16 protein-coding genes are annotated in these 17860 nt (G+C 30.3%); 3 read left to right on the top strand and 13 right to left on the bottom strand.

The annotated features are described in order from the left end of the window. Nucleotides 1-389: 389 nt before the first annotated feature. The 10 genes from FYJ26_RS06295 to FYJ26_RS06250 all read right to left on the bottom strand — a co-directional run bounded on the left by FYJ26_RS06295 (nt 390) and on the right by FYJ26_RS06250 (nt 11674). On the bottom strand, nt 390-4658 hold the full coding sequence (locus tag FYJ26_RS06295; protein ID WP_154540753.1) for a 2-hydroxyacyl-CoA dehydratase: 4269 nt from the start codon (nt 4656-4658) through the stop codon (nt 390-392). Nucleotides 4659-5004: 346 nt separating this feature from the next. Next, the gene (locus FYJ26_RS06290; RefSeq protein WP_154540751.1) at nt 5005-5610 is read right to left on the bottom strand and encodes an isochorismatase family protein; all 606 of its coding nucleotides are present in this window, start codon (nt 5608-5610) and stop codon (nt 5005-5007) included. Continuing rightward, complete coding sequence (locus FYJ26_RS06285) at nt 5595-6521, bottom strand: TIGR01212 family radical SAM protein (protein WP_154540749.1); 927 nt, start codon at nt 6519-6521, stop codon at nt 5595-5597. Before FYJ26_RS06285 ends, FYJ26_RS06290 begins: the two co-directional genes overlap by 16 nt. A 90-nt stretch (nt 6522-6611) precedes the next feature. Continuing rightward, nucleotides 6612-6836 carry a 30S ribosomal protein S18 gene (gene rpsR, locus FYJ26_RS06280; protein ID WP_154540747.1) on the bottom strand — a complete coding sequence of 75 codons (225 nt, stop codon included), beginning with the start codon at nt 6834-6836 and terminating at the stop codon, nt 6612-6614. Nucleotides 6837-6852: 16 nt separating this feature from the next. Continuing rightward, on the bottom strand, nt 6853-7386 hold the full coding sequence (locus FYJ26_RS06275) for a single-stranded DNA-binding protein (RefSeq protein WP_154540745.1): 534 nt from the start codon (nt 7384-7386) through the stop codon (nt 6853-6855). 1 nt (nt 7387) lies between these two features. After that, nucleotides 7388-7672, bottom strand: coding sequence for a 30S ribosomal protein S6 (rpsF, locus tag FYJ26_RS06270; protein ID WP_154540743.1), 285 nt, complete (start codon nt 7670-7672; stop codon nt 7388-7390). Between the two features lie 99 nt (nt 7673-7771). Next, nucleotides 7772-8725, bottom strand: coding sequence for a P1 family peptidase (locus FYJ26_RS06265; protein WP_154540741.1), 954 nt, complete (start codon nt 8723-8725; stop codon nt 7772-7774). 56 nt (nt 8726-8781) lie between these two features. Then, a complete protein-coding gene (locus tag FYJ26_RS06260; RefSeq protein WP_154540739.1) occupies nt 8782-9456 on the bottom strand; it encodes a beta/alpha barrel domain-containing protein in 675 nt (224 codons plus the stop codon). 9 nt (nt 9457-9465) lie between these two features. Next, nucleotides 9466-10626 carry a nucleotide sugar dehydrogenase gene (locus FYJ26_RS06255; protein WP_154540737.1) on the bottom strand — a complete coding sequence of 387 codons (1161 nt, stop codon included), beginning with the start codon at nt 10624-10626 and terminating at the stop codon, nt 9466-9468. 34 nt (nt 10627-10660) lie between these two features. Continuing rightward, nucleotides 10661-11674 carry a hypothetical protein gene (locus FYJ26_RS06250; RefSeq protein ID WP_154540735.1) on the bottom strand — a complete coding sequence of 338 codons (1014 nt, stop codon included), beginning with the start codon at nt 11672-11674 and terminating at the stop codon, nt 10661-10663. 98 nt (nt 11675-11772) lie between these two features. Between FYJ26_RS06250 and FYJ26_RS06245 the strand changes: the two genes are divergently transcribed. Together FYJ26_RS06245 and FYJ26_RS06240 are read left to right on the top strand one after the other, a co-directional pair. Next, nucleotides 11773-14490, top strand: coding sequence for an ABC transporter ATP-binding protein/permease (locus FYJ26_RS06245; protein WP_154540733.1), 2718 nt, complete (start codon nt 11773-11775; stop codon nt 14488-14490). A 114-nt stretch (nt 14491-14604) separates the two neighbouring features. Then, on the top strand, nt 14605-15141 hold the full coding sequence (locus FYJ26_RS06240; RefSeq protein WP_154540731.1) for a MarR family winged helix-turn-helix transcriptional regulator: 537 nt from the start codon (nt 14605-14607) through the stop codon (nt 15139-15141). Nucleotides 15142-15191: 50 nt separating this feature from the next. Here the strand turns inward: FYJ26_RS06240 and FYJ26_RS06235 are convergent, their stop codons facing one another. The 3 genes from FYJ26_RS06235 to FYJ26_RS06225 all read right to left on the bottom strand — a co-directional run bounded on the left by FYJ26_RS06235 (nt 15192) and on the right by FYJ26_RS06225 (nt 16697). Further along, nucleotides 15192-15887, bottom strand: coding sequence for a peptidoglycan amidohydrolase family protein (locus FYJ26_RS06235; protein ID WP_154540729.1), 696 nt, complete (start codon nt 15885-15887; stop codon nt 15192-15194). Further along, on the bottom strand, nt 15887-16075 hold the full coding sequence (locus FYJ26_RS06230; RefSeq protein ID WP_216629230.1) for a YvrJ family protein: 189 nt from the start codon (nt 16073-16075) through the stop codon (nt 15887-15889). The genes FYJ26_RS06235 and FYJ26_RS06230 overlap by 1 nt, the downstream gene beginning before the upstream one ends. Nucleotides 16076-16214: 139 nt before the next feature. Beyond that, complete coding sequence (locus FYJ26_RS06225; protein ID WP_154540727.1) at nt 16215-16697, bottom strand: hypothetical protein; 483 nt, start codon at nt 16695-16697, stop codon at nt 16215-16217. A 102-nt stretch (nt 16698-16799) separates the two neighbouring features. Between FYJ26_RS06225 and FYJ26_RS06220 the strand changes: the two genes are divergently transcribed. Further along, nucleotides 16800-17354: a DUF3783 domain-containing protein gene (locus FYJ26_RS06220; RefSeq protein ID WP_154540725.1), complete on the top strand. Its 555-nt coding sequence runs from the start codon at nt 16800-16802 to the stop codon at nt 17352-17354. Nucleotides 17355-17860: the final 506 nt, after the last annotated feature.

Raw genomic sequence — 17860 nt, 5'->3', positions numbered from 1 at the left:
TTCCTAAAAAAGACCATCTTCCTAAAAATCACATCTACTTCTTTCACCAATCGAAGCTCTCTGTAATCAGTTTTTCTTAGTACTCTTCTTTTTGTAAAGTTTTTAAACTAATTAAGTTTTCTAACTTGCATATATTCTATTATTTTTCAAAATATTTGTCAATAGTCTTTTAAAATATTTTATATAGAAAACTAAAGCATTGAAATCTAAACATTAATATAGGTACAATTTTTAATTTTTTAATTTTACAAAAATAAAAGACTAACATAGATTTTTAAATAAAGGCTAGATAATGATAACTTCGATATTTTAAAGATAATAATGAGATTATCTTACTTATTAACTACCTTAGTTTTGCTGATAGTCAATTCTACTAGTCTTTTATAATATTATACTTTTGCACCTTCTTCTTTTAAATTCTCACGAGCCTGACTCATCATAAGCTTAACCCTATTTATTTGATTAACTTCACTTGCACCTGGATCATAGTCTATGGCTACTATATTTGCTTTTGGATAGATTTCTCTTATTTTTTTCATAACTCCTTTACCTGTAATATGGTTTGGAAGACAGCCAAAAGGTTGAATACATACTATATTTGGTGCATCTTGGTGAATTAACTCAACCATTTCACCTGCAAGAAGCCATCCCTCACCTGCTTGATTTCCAAGACTTGTAACCTCTTTTGCGTATTCTTTTACATCATTTATATAAACTGGTTCTTCAAATCTTTTTGAGTTTTTAAGAGCTCTTCGAATAGGCTTTCTATAAAACTCAATTGTATTTATCGCAGCCTTTCCAAAAAATGCTGTAAGTGGACTCTTTCCATATAAGTCTTTTTTTATCTCAGTATTTGCAAGACAATACATTAAGAAATCTGTTAAATCTGGAACTATAACCTGAGCTCCTTCATCTTCAAGTGTATCTTGTAGATGGTTGTTTGCCTCTTCTAAGTATTTAACTAAAATTTCTCCAACAATTCCAGCCTTTGGTTTTTTTATATCTAAAACTTCAACTTCATCAAAGTCATTAACTATATCTTGGATCATTTTCTTATAAGTCTTTGAACTCATTCCAAATATCTTATCACAAGCTTCACCTATCCATCTTAGCTTAAGAGAATTTACTTCACCCTTATTCTTCTCATAAGGTCTTGTTGCATTTGAAACCCTATTTATTAAATCTCCAAGTAAAAGAGATCTTACAATATTTATAAGCATAGGGATACTGGATACTTTTTTAAGATCAAAACCTGAGTGAGATTCTATACCTTGGGCTGATAGGGCAATTACAGGAATTTGTGGATAACCAGCATCTTTTAAGGCTTTTCTAATATAACCCACATAATTTGATGCTCGACAAGCTCCACCTGTTTGAGTCATTAAAAGAGCAAGCTTATCTGTATCATATCTTCCTGATTTGATAGCTTCCATAAATTGACCTACTACAGTTATTGAAGGATAACATGAATCATTATTTACATATTTTAGGCCATTATCAATGACATTACTGTCAACCTTATCCAAAAATTCTATATTATATCCATACCCATTTAAAAGACTTTCCATAATTTCAAAGTGCTCTCTTGCCATTTGTGGAGCAAGAATGGTATATCCATCATTTTTCATCTCTTTGGTGAATTCATGACTTTCATAAAGTTTAATATCATCATCTAAATTTTCTTTTAAATCTTCACGTCCCTTTTGTTGTTCAAGAGCTTGGACTAAAGATCTTATCCTAATCTTTACAGCTCCTAAATTTGATACCTCATCTATTTTAAGAAGGGTATAAATCTTTCCCCTTGATTCAAGTATTTCTTGAACTTGATCAGTTGTTACTGCATCAAGTCCACAACCAAAAGAGTTTAGTTGAACTAATTGAAGACATGGGTCATTTGCTACAAATTCAGCAGCCCTATATAATCTTGCATGGTAGGACCATTGGTCAAGAACCCTTGTTTCATATTTTAAATCTTCTATCGAATATGCTATAGCATCTTCTGATAAAACAGGTATTCTCATAGATTCTATAAGCTCTGGTATACCATGATTTATCTCAGGGTCTATATGATATGGACGTCCTGCAAGAACTATGGCCTTTTCATTATTTAAATGGACATATTCAAGAATTTCTCTTCCTTTTTTTCTTATATCTTCATGGTATTGACCTTCTTTAGCCCAAGCATTTTTAACTGCATTTATAATTTGCTTTCTAGTTAATTTATATCCATTGTGTTCATATCCTTCAAAAATTTCTACAAGCCTATCTGATATTATCTTTTCTGATTCAAAAGATAGGTATGGAGCCATATATTTGGTTTTTGAAAGGTTATCTACATTATTTTCAATAAGATCAGGATAACCTGAAACAACTGGACAATTCATGTGATTTTGAGCTTTATCAAATTGTTTATATTCATAAAATACTGCAGGATAAAATATCATATCAAGGTCTTTTTCAATTAAGCTTTCTATATGACCATGGCTAATCTTTGCAGGATAGCAGGCAGTTTCTGATGAAATTGTAGCTATACCCTTTTCATAAATCTCCCTAGTTGATTCATCTGATAAGACTACATCAAAACCTAAAGATGTAAAAAACTCATGCCAAAACGGATAATCTTCATACATATTTAAAACTCTTGGTATACCAACCCTACCTAGTATATTTTTATCTCCCAATGTTTTTCTATCAAATAGAAGTTTATTCTTAAATTTATACATATTAAGGTCTGCTAAAGTTTCTTCTTGTTTTACACCAGCACCTCTTTCACACCTATTGCCAGTAATATATCTTGAACCATCTGGAAATATGTTTATTTGTAGGGAACAATTGTTAGTACACCTACCACACCTTGCTGATTTTTGGGTGTAAGTGAAGTTATCTATCTCCTCAAGAGATAAAATCTTAGAGTGGCCAGTTGATTTTTCCTTAGATAAAAGTGCCATACCCATGGCTCCCATAAGTCCAGATATTTCAGGACGGGTAACTTTGCGAGTTGATAATTTCTCAAAGGCCCTAAGGATTGCATCTCCGTAAAATGTTCCACCTTGTACAACTATATTTTTTCCTAAAGATTTGGGATCTCTTACTTTTATTACTTTTTGAATAGCATTTTTAATAACTGAATAACAAAGACCAGCTGCTATATCAGAAACTTCTGAGCCTTCCTTTTGGGCTTGTTTTACTTTAGAGTTCATGAATACAGTGCATCTTGAGCCAAGATCTGCAGGTTTCTTAGCAAAAAGTGCCTTTTTTTGAAACTCTTCTACAGAAAGACCTACACTTGCAGCAAAGGTTGAAAGAAATGAACCACAACCTGATGAACATGATTCATTTAATTGGATAGAATCAATTATCCCATCTCTTATGTGCATAGCTTTCATATCTTGTCCACCAATATCTAGTATAAAGTCCACCTCTGGATTAAAGAATTTAGCTGCAGAGTAGTGGGCTATAGTTTCAACCTCACCATTATCTATGTGAAGAGCATTCCTTATAAATTCTTCTCCATAGCCACATATTCCACTTGATACAATCTTGGCCTTATTACTCATCTTCTTATAAGCCTTTTTAAGCATGCCTATTACAACTTCAAGAGGTCTTCCTAAATTCATTTGATAATCATCATGAAGAATTTCATTATCTTCCGAAATCATTACAAGCTTTGAAGTAGTAGAACCAGCATCTATACCAAGATAAATTTCCCCATCATAATCTTCTATTTTCCTATATTTTACAAGATCTGTCTTATGCTCTTTCTTAAATTCTTCATATTCATCTTCACTTTTAAAAAGCCTATCCAAGCTTTTTGTCATTTCCATATCTATATCTTTATCTTCCTCAAGACTTTTTATAAGTGATTTATATGAGATAGGCTCGCTTTCTTCTGCACTCATTATAGCAGCACCCTTTGCTACATAAAGTTGAGCATCTACTGGAGTAAAAAATGTATTTTCTTCTTCTCCCAAAGTTTCAATAAATCTATCTCTTAGGGCCTTTAAAAAATGGAGTGGTCCTCCTAGAAATGTTACATTTCCCTTTATAGGTCTACCACAGGCAAGATTTGATATAGTTTGGTTTACTACTGATTGGAAAACTGAGATTGCTATATCTTCCCTAGAAGCACCTTGATTCATCAAAGCTTGGATATCAGTTTTTGCAAATACACCACAACGACTTGCTATAGGATAAATTTTTTTATAGTCCTTACTTAAATCATTAAGTCCTGATGCATCTGTATCAAGAAGGGCAGCCATTTGGTCAATAAAAGCACCAGTACCTCCTGCACAAATTGAATTCATCCTTTGTTCTACAGATCCTTTTAGATAAGTTATCTTAGAATCTTCTCCACCTAACTCTATTACAACATCAGTTTCAGGAATAAATTTCTTTATGGCCTTGGTTTCTGCGATGACCTCTTGGACAAAGTCTATACCCAAGTATTTTTCCACAAACATTCCACCTGATCCTGTTACATTTACAGTTACAAAATCATTCTTAAATTGTTCATAAGCTTCTTTTAAGACAGTAGCTACTGTTTGTTTAACATCTGATTTATGCCTTCTATACACAGAGTAAAGAGTGTTAAAATCATCATCAGTTATAACAATCTTTACAGTGGTAGAGCCGACATCAAGTCCCATATGTAAATTCATACATTTTCCTTTCCTATATTATTAAAGGTAATTTATACCAATAAAAGCACAAGTAAAAACTTGTACCATCATATATTCTATGCTAATTTTAGCTAATTACAAGTAAATCACTCGTATTTATTTCAATTAAAAAATATAAGTTTTTTTAAGAAAAAATTTCCAATTTTTTATAAAAATACTGGAATTTTTTGCAGATTGAAACTTTTATTTGAAACTTCTATCCCTATATGATATTAAAAACAAAGTCTGATATCAAGCATAATTTATAAATTAACATTTAAAAATATAAATAAAAATAGGACCTTTTTCAGATGACTTGACAGCTGAAATAGTCCTATTTAACATTTTATTTTCTTATTTCTTTAACTAGATTTGAAATTTCTTTGAAATTTTTATCTTTTGAATCACTAGCTAGATCAAACATTATAAGTTCTGTATTGACTATACTTGCTCCCATATCTCTAATTAGTTTAAGACCAAGTTCTTTTTGCTCTTGATTAAAACTTGAAACTGCATCCTCAACTACAAATACCTTATAGCCTTCAAAAATAAGTCTTCTTACTGTTTGAAAAACACATATATGACTCTCAGCCCCTGTTATCACAACGTTTGTAATCTTCTTTTCTTTAAGGTATGAGAAAACATCATCAGTTATAGCATCAAAGCTTGTCTTAGAAAATATATGGTCATCATCCAAATATTTTTTTATGTCTGCTACACTTTTTCCAAGTCCCTTTGGATATTGTTCTGTAGCAATCTTATCAATACCATACATATCAAAAGTTTTTAAAAGTACAGAAGTTTTTTTAACTATCTCATCAGACTTGTATATTGCTGGCATAAGATTTTCTTGAAGGTCTACTACAAGTAAAATTGTATTCTCCTTACTATCATATGTTTTTGTATCAAAGTTATATCCTTCTACATAATAATTTCCTAATTCTCTTTCCATAAATCCCCCTGCTTTAAATTCATATCTTTTAATTTCTTGTCTATAGTTGAAAGAACAGCCGCCTTATTTTTTGACCAAATAGGCCAAACTATCCTATCATATCTACCATCTCCAGTAAGTCTTTGTATGACAATACTAGGATTTAATTTACCCAAGATCTCAATAATATAATCAGTAAACTCATCTTTTGTCATCGTAAAAAGATTCTCATTTTCTTTATAATAGTCATATATTAAAGTATCGTCTTCTATATAAAGATTGTGAATTTTAAGTCCCCAAAATCCTCTCTTATTTATATAATCCACATCCTTTAGATAATCATTTATATCTTCTTTAGGAAGACCTATTATAAGATGAGCTAAAGTTTTTATATTAAGATTATTTAGTTTTAAAACTCCCTTATCAAATTCCCTGTGGCTGTAACCTCTATTTATAAAAGAAATAGTATCCTCATTTACAGATTGTAATCCTAATTCAACTATTAAAAATGTCTTCTTGTTTAAATCATCCAATAACTCAAGTACTTCATCTGTTAAACAGTCTGCCCTAGTTGCTATAGAAAGGCCCATAATACTAGGATTATTAATCGCCTTATAAAAAACATATCTTATATAATTAATATCCCCATAAGTCGACGTAAAATTTTGAAAAAAGGCAATATAGCCCTCATCTCTATCTTTTTTTCTAAGCCTATTTATTTGGAATTCAATTTGCTTATCTATATCATCTAGCCTATTAGTAAAATCGCCTGCCCCATTTTCAGAGCAATAAATACAACCCTTATCTGAAATAGTACCATCCCTATTTGGACAAGTAAAGCCACCATCTAGAGGAAGTTTTATTATCTTTTTCTTATACTTCTTCTTAAAATAGGAATCAAAATCCCTATATCTTTTCTTATTTATCTCCATAAAATAATTTTACTTTTAAATAAAAAAAAGACACCTATAAGGTGCTTTCTTTGCTTATTGAAAATTATTTATTCTATTTATCGATTAATTTTAGTTTTCTTCATAAGGCAATAAAGCTACTTGTCTAGCTCTTTTTATTGCTCTTGTTACTTCTCTTTGATGTTTCGCATTTAGTCCTGTAACTCTTCTTGGAAGGATCTTTCCTCTATCAGAGATAAATCTTTTTAGAGTTTCAATATCCTTATAATCTATTACTTTTGAAGGGTCTTTGACAAATGGGTCGACTTTCTTTCTTGGTCTGAAATTTCTACGCATTTTATCCTCCTAATACTTAGAAAGGAATTCTTCCGTCATCTTGAATTTCTTGAAAGTCATCATCGAAAAAGTCATCATCATCGTTTATGTTTTGATTGTTGTTATTTTGTTGGAAATTACTAGAATTATTGTAAGACCTTTCTTGGTTAAAATTACTATAACCTTGATCTTGGTTCATGTTTCCAAAAGCTTGGCCATTTCCAGCATTATCTAATCTTGAACCTAAGAATTCCACATTGTCTGCAACTACATCTGTAGTATAGACCATCTTTCCATCTTTATCTTGGTAAGAGCCTGTTTCAAGCCTACCATCTATAGCACATTGACTTCCTTTTCTAAGATACTTTGATATATTCTCAGCTTGCATTCCCCATACTGTGATTCTTGGAAAATCAGCTGTTGGACGATTTTGAGATTCCATTTCTTGCTTTTTTTGTCTACTTAATCTTTTATCAACTGCTAAGGTAAAACTAACAACCGCTTGACCTGATTGGATATACCTAAGCTCAGGGTCTTTGGTTAGTCTTCCTATAAGAAAAACTTTGTTCATCTTAGTCCTCTTTTCTGATTACCATGAATCTAAGAATTAAATCTGATATTCTTAATCTTCTTTCAAATTCTTTGATGTGGTCAGCATTAGCTTTGAAATCAACAATATAATAATATCCTTCTTTGATATAGTTGATTTCGTATGCAAGTTTTCTTTTTCCCCAGTCATCTACAGATTCAACTTCTCCACTATCATTAATGATACCTTTGAATATTTCAAGAGATTTATTTCTTTCTTCATCTGAAACTTCTGGTTTGTAAATCAATACTGCTTCATACTTATTCATCTTTTTCACCTCCCTTTGGTCTTTGACCCCGATCTTTAAGTCGGAGTAGAGAATTCTTATTTATGTTACTATAAATTCAACTTTGTGTCAATATTTTTATTAAATAAACTCTCCACTATCTTCAATTTTAGAATAATATATTGCATTTGCAATAGCACGTGCCATCACCTTAGCTGATAAGGCCCCTACTAGGTTTATATCTGCCTTTACCTTGTTTGTAGCAAGGGAGAAAATTGTATCTCCATCAAGCATAGTATGGACTGGTCTTATAGCCCTGGCGTATCCATTATGAGCCATACCTGCAATTTTTCTTAGCTCAGTTTTGCTAAATTTCCCATTTGAAGCAACTATACCTATCGTTGTATTTAGGGAATTTTTCTTATCAATTTGATTTTTCTTATATAAATCACATAAGACATCTATAGTTGGTATAAATTTATTATCCTTATAAATTCCTGCAATTTGCTTACCATTTTCATCATCGAAAATGTCCCCCATAGCATTTAAGGCAACTATAGCAGATACCTTTAAATCCCCTACTTCAATTGTTGCAGATCCAAGACCTGATTTCATAAGAAAGTCTTCTCCCATTGCCTTTCCAACAGTCGCTCCTGTACCAGCACCAATTATTCCTTGGCGATTTTCATCAAAGTTTGCGTTTTCGTAAGCTTCTTTCCCCATTTTAGCATCTGGTCTTATTTTTGATTCCTTATAGTCTAAATCATATAAAATTGCTTGGGAAACTATAGGAACAATAACTCCACTTGGAAGTTTAAAACCTATCCCGTCTTTTTCAAGCTCTTCTACAACTCCAACGCTTGCAGAAAGTCCATAGCTTGATCCTCCTGATAAGACAAGAGCTGATACTTCACTTACTGTATTTATAGGATTTAATAAATCCGTTTCACGTGTTCCAGGACCTCCTCCTCTTACTTCTACACTTGCAGTATTTCCTCTTGGAGGAATAAGAACAGTTACTCCAGTTCCTGCATCAAAATTTTGAGCATGCCCTATCTTTATACCTTCTATATCAGTAATATATCCCTTATACATAAATTCTCCTTTATAAAAAGACTGTTTAAAATTTTCCTCTAAACAGTCTTTCGTTCTTATTTTCTATAATTTTCCATCATTGTCTCAAATACTTCTGCACTTGATGGAGCTGTGTATGAAATGGCATTAGCCCCAGCTTCTATGGTTTTTAGTATTGTTTCTGGCTTATTGCCACCAGTAGCTATAATTGGAAATTCCTCACCAACAATACTTCTGATTTTTGCCACAAGTTCAGGAGTTTTTGGACCACCAGAGATATTTAAAATCTCAGCCCCAGAATTAATCTTACCTAGTACATCATCCTTAAAACCTGTCACTGTAGCAATTACAGGTATATCTACAAATTCTGATATAGCTTCTATATCTTTATTTGGTATAGGTGAATTAACTACAACTCCATAGGCTCCCTCAAGCTCTGCATCAAAGGCAATATACTTACTTCTTAAGCCCTTAGTTGTTCCTCCACCTACTCCTATAAAGCATGGTACTGATGCTGTTGATATTATGGATTGAGCTATAGTGTTTTGCGGTGTATAAGGGTAAACTGCCATAATGGAATCTGCGTTTGTATTTCTAATAATGGCAAGGTCTGTCGTAAATAATAATGATTTTATTCTTTTTTCATAGATTTTAATTCCACTTGCCCTATATATTTCTTCTGGAACAGTAATAAAAGATTTTCTTAGTTTAGAGTGTACTTGAGGTATAAATTTTTTCTTTTTTTCAGTCATAAGCTCTCCTTAGTCTCTTTGGTAAATATCTCTTGAATATAGTTTATCTTTCACATCTTTTAGTTCTTCTTCAACCCTATTAGCAACAATTACATCACATTTTTTAAACTCATCTAAGTTATTTTCTACCCTCAATCCTTCAATTTCTTCAACTTTTAGAGTAGGTTCATATACAATTATTTCGATATTTTCTTTTTTGAGATTTTCAATCACATCAAAGATTGCTGACTTTCTAAAGTTATCAGAATTAGTTTTCATAGTTAGTCTGTAAATCCCAACCGTTTTCGGATTTTTATCTATTATTCTTCTAGATACAAAATCTTTTCTTATCTTATTTGACTTAATAATTGCTTCAAACATGGAATTCGGAATATTTCTATAGTTTGCATAAAGTTGCTTGGTATCTTTTGGTAGACAATATCCACCATAGCCAAAGGATGGATTATTATAATGATTTCCTATCCTTGGATCCTCACATACTCCATCAATAATATTTCTTGTATCAAGGCCTTTACTTTCAGCAAAAGAATCTAATTCATTAAAGAATGAAATTCTCATAGCAAGATAATTATTGGCAAATAACTTAACAGCTTCTGCTTCAGTTTTTCCCATAATTAAAACTTTTGGAGCATTTTTACTTGCCTTTAAGTAGGCTTTAATAATATTTTTTGTATACTTTTCATCCCCACCAAAGATAATTCTTGAAGGATATAAGCAATCATAAAGAGCTCTTCCTTCTCTCAAAAACTCAGGTGAAAATATTATATTTTCTGCATTATACTTCTTGCTAATCTCTTTGGTATATCCTATTGGAATAGTTGATTTTATAATGATTATTACGTCTTTGTTTACGCTTTTTACATCTTCTATAACCCCTTCTACAAGGGATGTATCAAAGTACTCATCTTCTTCGTCATAATTTGTAGGAACAGCTATAATTACATAGTCAGAGTCCTTATAATCTTCATCAGCTTTGGTCTTACAAGTAAGATTTAAATCTTCATTTTGAAGATATTCAATAATTTCCTTATCTTTAAGAGGTGATTTCTTATTGTTTATCATAGAAACTTTCTCTTTATCAACATCTACTCCAACAACTTCTTCATTTAAGGATAATAAAATTGCATTGGATAAACCAACATATCCTAAACCTACTACTGTAATCTTCATATCTTTCTCCTATAAAAATATTTTACCCATCTAATTAATTATTTAAAATTTGAATTTTCGTTTTACACCCAAAAACAATTCCTTCATAAGGTCTTAGGTTTAAAGTATTAACTATTCTTCTTCTTGAAATATTTCCAAGTAAAAACTTAGGCTTGGTCAAAATATTTAAGGTATCAACTAAAATATCCTTTTGACTTAGATTAATCATTATAACCAAGCACTCTCCATCCTCATAAAAAAGATAAGCCAAAAGGTCCTTATCCTTTTTATATAAAGGTAAGTATTTGCCTTTAATTATATCACTATATTCATATTTTATTAAAGATAGGTTCTTATAAAATTCAAATAAATCCTTTCTTATCTCTTTATCTAAACCATCCTTATACAATAAAAGTTCTTCCCCTTCCTTTATGAAAGAAGATTGTTTAGTTAGTATACTAATTATAGCTAAACTTTTTGCACATTCTATGTAAAAATTTGAGAAATTAAGGACTTTTGAACTTATCCAAAATCTAGATTTATTTAAAGAAATAAAATTATCATCATAGTCTTCATTTATCTTGTGAATGTAATTTTTTAAGTAAATATTCTTATCAGATGCTTTTATAAAATCAGATGAAAACTTATTGAAAATATCAAAATTTTCTAAACTAATAAAAGAAATTTTTAATCTTTTTAGCATACTAACCACATCAAATGAAGGTGTAAAGTCTAAGAAAAAACATCCAATTCCATTTTTCTTCCAATAAAAAAGGACTTCAATAAGACTATTTTCATCCTTAAAATCTTTTCTAGAAAATTTAAGATATGAACAGATACCAAGCTTCTTACAATTTCTAATCTTATCAATAAAATCATCCCTATTTCCTAAATTCGGGTATATATCAAATAAGTCATTTGGATTAATGACATCTTCTATAAGAATATTTCCAATTTGTAGGATATTTAGTAAAATAAATCTTTGATCAAGTTCATAAATATCTAAAAAACCTGTATTTTCTTTAGTATTAACTTTTTTTGGATAGGTCCTGTAAAATAAATCTCTCATGGTACATCTTATATTATTATATTGAAAAATTTATTTTATTCAAAACTTGAAATGATTTAAGCTAAGTATATATCAAAAAATAATTAGAAAGGAATAATATGCTAGAATTAAAAAATATTACCAAAATATATAAGACTGGTGAATATAAGCAAAAAGCCTTAGATGATATAAGCATCAGCTTTAGGAAAAATGAATTTGTATCAATATTAGGACCTTCAGGTGGTGGAAAAACTAGTCTATTAAATATTATTGGTGGGCTTATGGGCTACACACAAGGAGATCTTTTAATAGATGGTAGGTCAACTAAAAAATTCAAAGACAAGGACCGGGACTACTATAGGAATAAGTCTGTTGGTTTTGTCTTTCAATCTTATAATCTTATAGGACACCAATCAATACTTAAAAATGTCGAACTTGCCTTAACTCTTTCAGGAGAAGAAAAACATAAGAAAAAAGATTTAGCTATCAAAGTTCTAGAAGAAATGGGACTTAAAGATCACATATATAAAAAACCAGCTCAACTTTCTGGAGGGCAAATGCAAAGGGTTGCTATAGCACGTGCTCTTGTAAATAATCCTGACATAATCCTAGCAGATGAACCTACAGGTGCCCTTGATACTGAAACATCAAAAGAAATTATGGAAATCTTAAAAAAAATTTCAAAAGATAAGTTAGTTATAATGGTAACCCACAATCCAGACTTGGCAGAGAAATATTCAACAAGAATAGTAAAGCTAAAAGACGGGAAGATTCTTTCAGACTCTCTCCCATATGTGGAAGAAAAAAATCAGGATAATTTCAAAACTAAAAAGCTTTCCTTATCCCTTCCAACAGCACTTGGTCTGTCTTTTAATAACCTACTTACCAAAAAAACAAGAACTATACTTACAGCCTTTGCAGGCTCAATTGGGATTATAGGGATTGCCCTTATTCTTTCTCTTTCAAATGGAGTCGATGAATTTATAGTAGAAAGCCAAAGAAAAACTTTAAAATCCTACCCTATAGAAATTCAGGAACAGAGCCTAAAGCTTGGTGAAAGTTTTATAATGTCAAAAAAAGATGAAACAAATAATAAAAAAGATGATAAAAATGTGACAGCAAATGCCGAAATTATAGAAAAAAAGTCAAATCTCACTTCATCTATAAGTAAGAATAATCTATCTCCTTTCAAAGAATATTTAGAAAGTGGAGATCAAAAAATAAATAATTTGATAGGAAAGCACTCCATAAATTACTTATATAAGCTTAATTTTGATATATATGGTAAAGATAAGGATGGTGAGATAGTAAATACAGATGGGTCTGACTTTAAAGATGATGAAAATATAATATTTACTGGTCAATCTAGTCCAATTTTTACTATGGGAAATGGAGAACACAAGAATTTCAGACAAATAATCTCCAACAAAGATGGTACTATCTCTGACATAGTAAAAGAAGAATATGATTTAATAGAAGGGGATTGGCCAAGCAAGGGAAATGAATTAGTTTTATTCACTGATAAAAATAACTCAGTAAATGCTGAAAGCTTGTATGAACTAGGAATTCTTCCTAAAAAAGAATACAAGGATATATTAAAAAAGATTGATAATGGTGAAAAAATTAAGCTTGATAATAAAAAACTAAATAAATCAAAACTTATTGGTCTAAAATTCAAAGCCCTAATTCCTGCAGATTTTTACAAGAAAAGTGGAGACACTTATGAAAATATAAAAGATGATGAAAACGAAAGAAAAAAGACAATAGAAAATGGTTTTGACCTTAAAATAGTAGGTATAGCAAGAGCAAAGGAAGATAGCGAAACAAATAGTCAAACAAATGCACCAATAGGTTTCACTTCTAAGTTTACAGATATACTTATAGATAGGGCCAAAAACTCTGCCATAGTCAAAGAACAAGAGTCTAATAAAGATATAAATATCTTAAACAAAATCCCATTTAAGGCTAATAATGATAAGGAAAAAAGAGATGCTGCTAAGTCTTACCTTAAAAATCTAAAAGGCAAGGAAAAACTTGAGATCCAATCCTTTCTTCTTGCCAACTCAGATATCTTAAAGGAAAATTTGCAAAAGTCATCTAATGAAAATCTAAAAATATCTATGGAAAATCCTAGTGAAAATTCTTTGAATATTATAAATCTATTCTTAGAAAATCCAGAAGATAAGGTCTTAGATAAACTGTATGAAGAAAAGCTTTCTTCAAATACCTACACAAATAATCTAGAAAGTTTTGGATATATATCAAAATCCGCCCCATCTACCATAAAAATATATGTAGAAAACTTTGAAAATCGTGAAAATGTAAAAAATATAATAGATGACTACAACAAGGATAAAAAATTAGAAGATAAAATCAACTACGTAGACTTCGTAGGACTTCTTACCTCAAGTATTAGGACAATTATAAATACTATATCTTATGTTCTAATAGCCTTTGTTGGAGTATCTCTAATTGTTTCATCTATAATGATAGGTATTATAACCTATATATCAGTTTTAGAAAGAACTAAAGAAATAGGAATCCTAAGATCAATTGGTGCTAGCAAATCTGATATAAGAAAAGTATTCTTATCAGAGACCTTTATAATAGGTTTTCTTTCAGGTCTTTTGGGAGTTTTGATAACTTACTTATTAAATATACCTATATCAAATATCATGCAAAATGTAACCAAAATATCCTATATAGGTTCAAGACTTCCATCCAAAATAGGAGTATTGCTAATAATCATTTCAATATCACTTACCCTTATTGCAGGTATTATCCCTTCATCAATTGCAGCTAGAAAAGATCCTGTAGAAGCACTAGCAAATGAATAAAATAAAGCTCAAGAGAAATCTTGAGTTCTATTTGTGTATTTTTGTTAAGCTACTTAACTATTAAGACTTGTACAAGATTTTAAAAAAAGTATTATACAATATATGGAGAGTAATATGAAAAAAGATATATATGAAAATGAAATAATAGATAATTGGGTAAGACTTGATGATAATAAAAAAGACACCGATAGAAAATACAAAGAGTTAAGTAAACTACTTGACCCTATGTATGACTTTGTTCTTGCCTTTTCAAACTACTACAACACTAGAAGAGATTATGGATTTGGACCAGAACTTACTATGATAGAAGTTCATATCTTAACTCAAATTTCAGATAATCCATCAATAACAGTAACTGAACTTGCCAAGACTTGGCACAGATCCACATCAGCCATATCTCAAACTGTAAGAAAACTAATGAAACAAGACTTAGTTTATAGGAAAAATTCTAAAACAAATGGTAAAATTTTCCACCTTTATACAAGTAGTATTGGTGATAAACTTGCTCTTGCTCACAAAAAATATGACAACATAGACATACTTAAAACAAGAAAAAAACTTCTAAAAGAATATAGTGTAGAAGAACTAGTTGCCTTTGACAATATATGTGCCTCTTATACAAAATTACTAAGAAAATCTGAAAAAAAGTAAAGGAGCTATTGCAAAATAGATTATCTATTCTGCAACAGCCCCTTTTCTTATCACTTAAATGAAATCCAAGAATTAAAATTCATATCCCTATAAGCGACAAACCTTCTTTTTCCAGAATATCCTATATAGGAAATCCACCTATATCCACCACCTTCCCAAACCTCATCATAATAAATAACATCTCCCTTCTTATAAAGGGCAACTATTTGAGAGCTAGTAGATGGCTTAGCCCTTACATTACAATCAGCCTGACATATCCCCCTCCATTTTTCATCTTTTACCTTAAAGGCTTTAGAAAAATTAATTCCTCTTATAACAGGCCTAAAATACCTTTCATTAGCTGATCTCTTTCTTCTTAAAAATGATGAAATATAAGAATCACATCCATTAATAGTTACCGTATTATTAGATGCATTACAATGAATTATCTTATCTTTTTCTAAGAAAATCCCAGTATGACCATAAGCACCGCTAGAATATCCTTCATATCCTCTTATAAATATATCTCCTCGCCTTACATTTTTATAATCATAAACTTCCTCTAAGACTGTTCCATTTAATTTAAAGAGTGTCTCTGTATTTCCTATGGGATGATTTTTAGCTAAGAAGCCACCAGCTATAAGAGCATAATACACAAAAGAAGAACAGTCTAGAAAGTTGGGACCTAGCCTTTTAGGTCCCATAGAATATCCTACCTTATGCCATTTACTTATAGCATAGGATATCATTTTTTCAACGCTTGCCATTACTTCTCCTTCTTATCGATTTTTGCAATAAGTTCATTTACTTTTACAATCAAACAATCGACTTTCTTATCAAGACTTGTGATAAGAATTAAAGATACAACAATTGGAAAACCAAGATTAGTAATAATTTCAACTATATCCATATAAATTTTAACCACTTCATTTGTTATATCTGATAGACTCTGCATCAAAGTAGGTTAATCCTCCTTTCTTAAAGTCTATTTATCATTTTCATCATCAGATACATAGATTACTTCAATCTTTGTCATAAAAAATCACCTCCTACTTATAGATAAGTAAAAAGGTGATAATGTCCCAAATTTATATTTATTTGTAGAGTTCAAGCTCAGCTTCCATCTTAAGTCTATTAATTTCCTTACTCTTTTCTTTAGAAAGTCTTTTGATAAGGGTAAGGAGCTTTTTTTCTGCCATTTGTATATCAAACTTTTTCTTTCTCATACCTATCCTAAGTTTAATATCTGATAAGGCATTTCTTGTCGAACTATATTGGCTAAGCTTGTAAGGTAGGTCAATAATATCTGCAAGCCTTGGGTCAAAAAGCAATAAATCTGAATGGAGATTTAATAAAATATCCTGACTCCTGTCTATAGCATTATTTATGGCATTATTTTTGTTATTTCTCAAAAAATCTCCAACAATGTTTCTGCCCAGTAAAGCTGTAAGCTTGAAATCAGCTACATTTCCAACTCTTTTTGTAGACCTATTTAAAACTCCCAAGGCATATCTTGTTTTATCAATAAGTCTATCTATTTCCCTAATTCTTTCATTTGTGTAATTATAATCCTTCATATCAATCTCCCTTAATTTCCTTATTATTATATTATACCCAATTTAATTGAGTAAAATGCATTTTTGGGTATACTATTAATACTATGCAAAAAAGGAGAGAATATGGCTTTAATAGTATTATTTAACGCTAATGATATAGAAAAAGAAAAATTAAGAATATTAACAACAAAAGAAAATATTAAATTAAAACATATAGGTATGCGAGACTTAGACCAAAAAATGGGATATCTAGCAGAAATCGAAGGATTTGAAAATAACAATACCAAGTCAGACTATGTAAAAGACTACGACTTTACCTTTGCTTTTTTCAAAGACTTTGAACAAGAAGACTTATTTGACTTTATAGATAAAATGAGGGCAAATAATGTAGTAATAGAGCATAAGGCAGGTATAACTCCAACCAATATCAATTGGACCTTAAGATATCTATTAAATGAAAATCATAATGAACATGTAACTATGCAAATAGTAAATGAAATAAATACCTACCTTACAAAGGCCAAAAAAATAAAAGAAGAAACAGGCGAAGAAAATATAGAAATAGCAAAGCTTGTTAAAAACCTAAACCACTACTTCCAAACAGCAGGCGAAGACTTTGATGTAGAAATTGCAAAAGAATATAGGGATAAGATTAAAGAATTGGTTGAAAATCTTTAATAAGAAAAAAGGTCGGTTTTGTAAAAAGTTTTGTGTATCAACCTAAATCCTGATAAAAGGGTAATGGTTGATACAATTTTTTATGTATCAATATATGTCCATTTCTATAGAAATGGAGTTTATCTTAATTTAAAACTCTTGTAAAATTATGCAATAGTCTTTTTAGATTATTTACAATTAGGCTAAGATTATATATATTTTTTTATCCTTCTTCCTTATTTATGAGATTTATCTATCGCATCAATCTTCGATTTAAGCTATATCTTTATGCTAAATTTCAAAGTATAGTCAAATCCAAGACTTAGTTAATTACAACAAGTTACTTAGAACCTAGGAATAAGTTCCCTATGCTTGAATTAATTATATATTAAGAAAAACTGTTTAGTTTTATATAATAATTTAATAACTAAAGAATCCATTCATATAAGATAATATCTATTAAGGGGAACTTGTTCTTAGCAAACGAAGTAAGGCTTCAAAGCATTTTCTCTTCATTTTGATCAATT

The organism is Anaerococcus porci (assembly GCF_009696575.1).
Taxonomy (GTDB): domain Bacteria; phylum Bacillota; class Clostridia; order Tissierellales; family Peptoniphilaceae; genus Anaerococcus; species Anaerococcus porci.
This window is presented reverse-complemented; position numbering and strand designations above follow the sequence as displayed.

Coding starts and splice junctions, on each gene's coding strand:
- FYJ26_RS06295 (WP_154540753.1), bottom strand. CDS start 4,658: ATGAATTTACATATGGGACTTGATGTCGGCTCTACCACTGTAAAGATT.
- FYJ26_RS06290 (WP_154540751.1), bottom strand. CDS start 5,610: ATGGAAAGAGAATTAGGAAATTATTATGTAGAAGGATATAACTTTGAT.
- FYJ26_RS06285 (WP_154540749.1), bottom strand. CDS start 6,521: ATGGAGATAAATAAGAAAAGATATAGGGATTTTGATTCCTATTTTAAG.
- rpsR (WP_154540747.1), bottom strand. CDS start 6,836: ATGCGTAGAAATTTCAGACCAAGAAAGAAAGTCGACCCATTTGTCAAA.
- FYJ26_RS06275 (WP_154540745.1), bottom strand. CDS start 7,386: ATGAACAAAGTTTTTCTTATAGGAAGACTAACCAAAGACCCTGAGCTT.
- rpsF (WP_154540743.1), bottom strand. CDS start 7,672: ATGAATAAGTATGAAGCAGTATTGATTTACAAACCAGAAGTTTCAGAT.
- FYJ26_RS06265 (WP_154540741.1), bottom strand. CDS start 8,725: ATGTATAAGGGATATATTACTGATATAGAAGGTATAAAGATAGGGCAT.
- FYJ26_RS06260 (WP_154540739.1), bottom strand. CDS start 9,456: ATGACTGAAAAAAAGAAAAAATTTATACCTCAAGTACACTCTAAACTA.
- FYJ26_RS06255 (WP_154540737.1), bottom strand. CDS start 10,626: ATGAAGATTACAGTAGTAGGTTTAGGATATGTTGGTTTATCCAATGCA.
- FYJ26_RS06250 (WP_154540735.1), bottom strand. CDS start 11,674: ATGAGAGATTTATTTTACAGGACCTATCCAAAAAAAGTTAATACTAAA.
- FYJ26_RS06245 (WP_154540733.1), top strand. CDS start 11,773: ATGCTAGAATTAAAAAATATTACCAAAATATATAAGACTGGTGAATAT.
- FYJ26_RS06240 (WP_154540731.1), top strand. CDS start 14,605: ATGAAAAAAGATATATATGAAAATGAAATAATAGATAATTGGGTAAGA.
- FYJ26_RS06235 (WP_154540729.1), bottom strand. CDS start 15,887: ATGGCAAGCGTTGAAAAAATGATATCCTATGCTATAAGTAAATGGCAT.
- FYJ26_RS06230 (WP_216629230.1), bottom strand. CDS start 16,075: ATGCAGAGTCTATCAGATATAACAAATGAAGTGGTTAAAATTTATATG.
- FYJ26_RS06225 (WP_154540727.1), bottom strand. CDS start 16,697: ATGAAGGATTATAATTACACAAATGAAAGAATTAGGGAAATAGATAGA.
- FYJ26_RS06220 (WP_154540725.1), top strand. CDS start 16,800: ATGGCTTTAATAGTATTATTTAACGCTAATGATATAGAAAAAGAAAAA.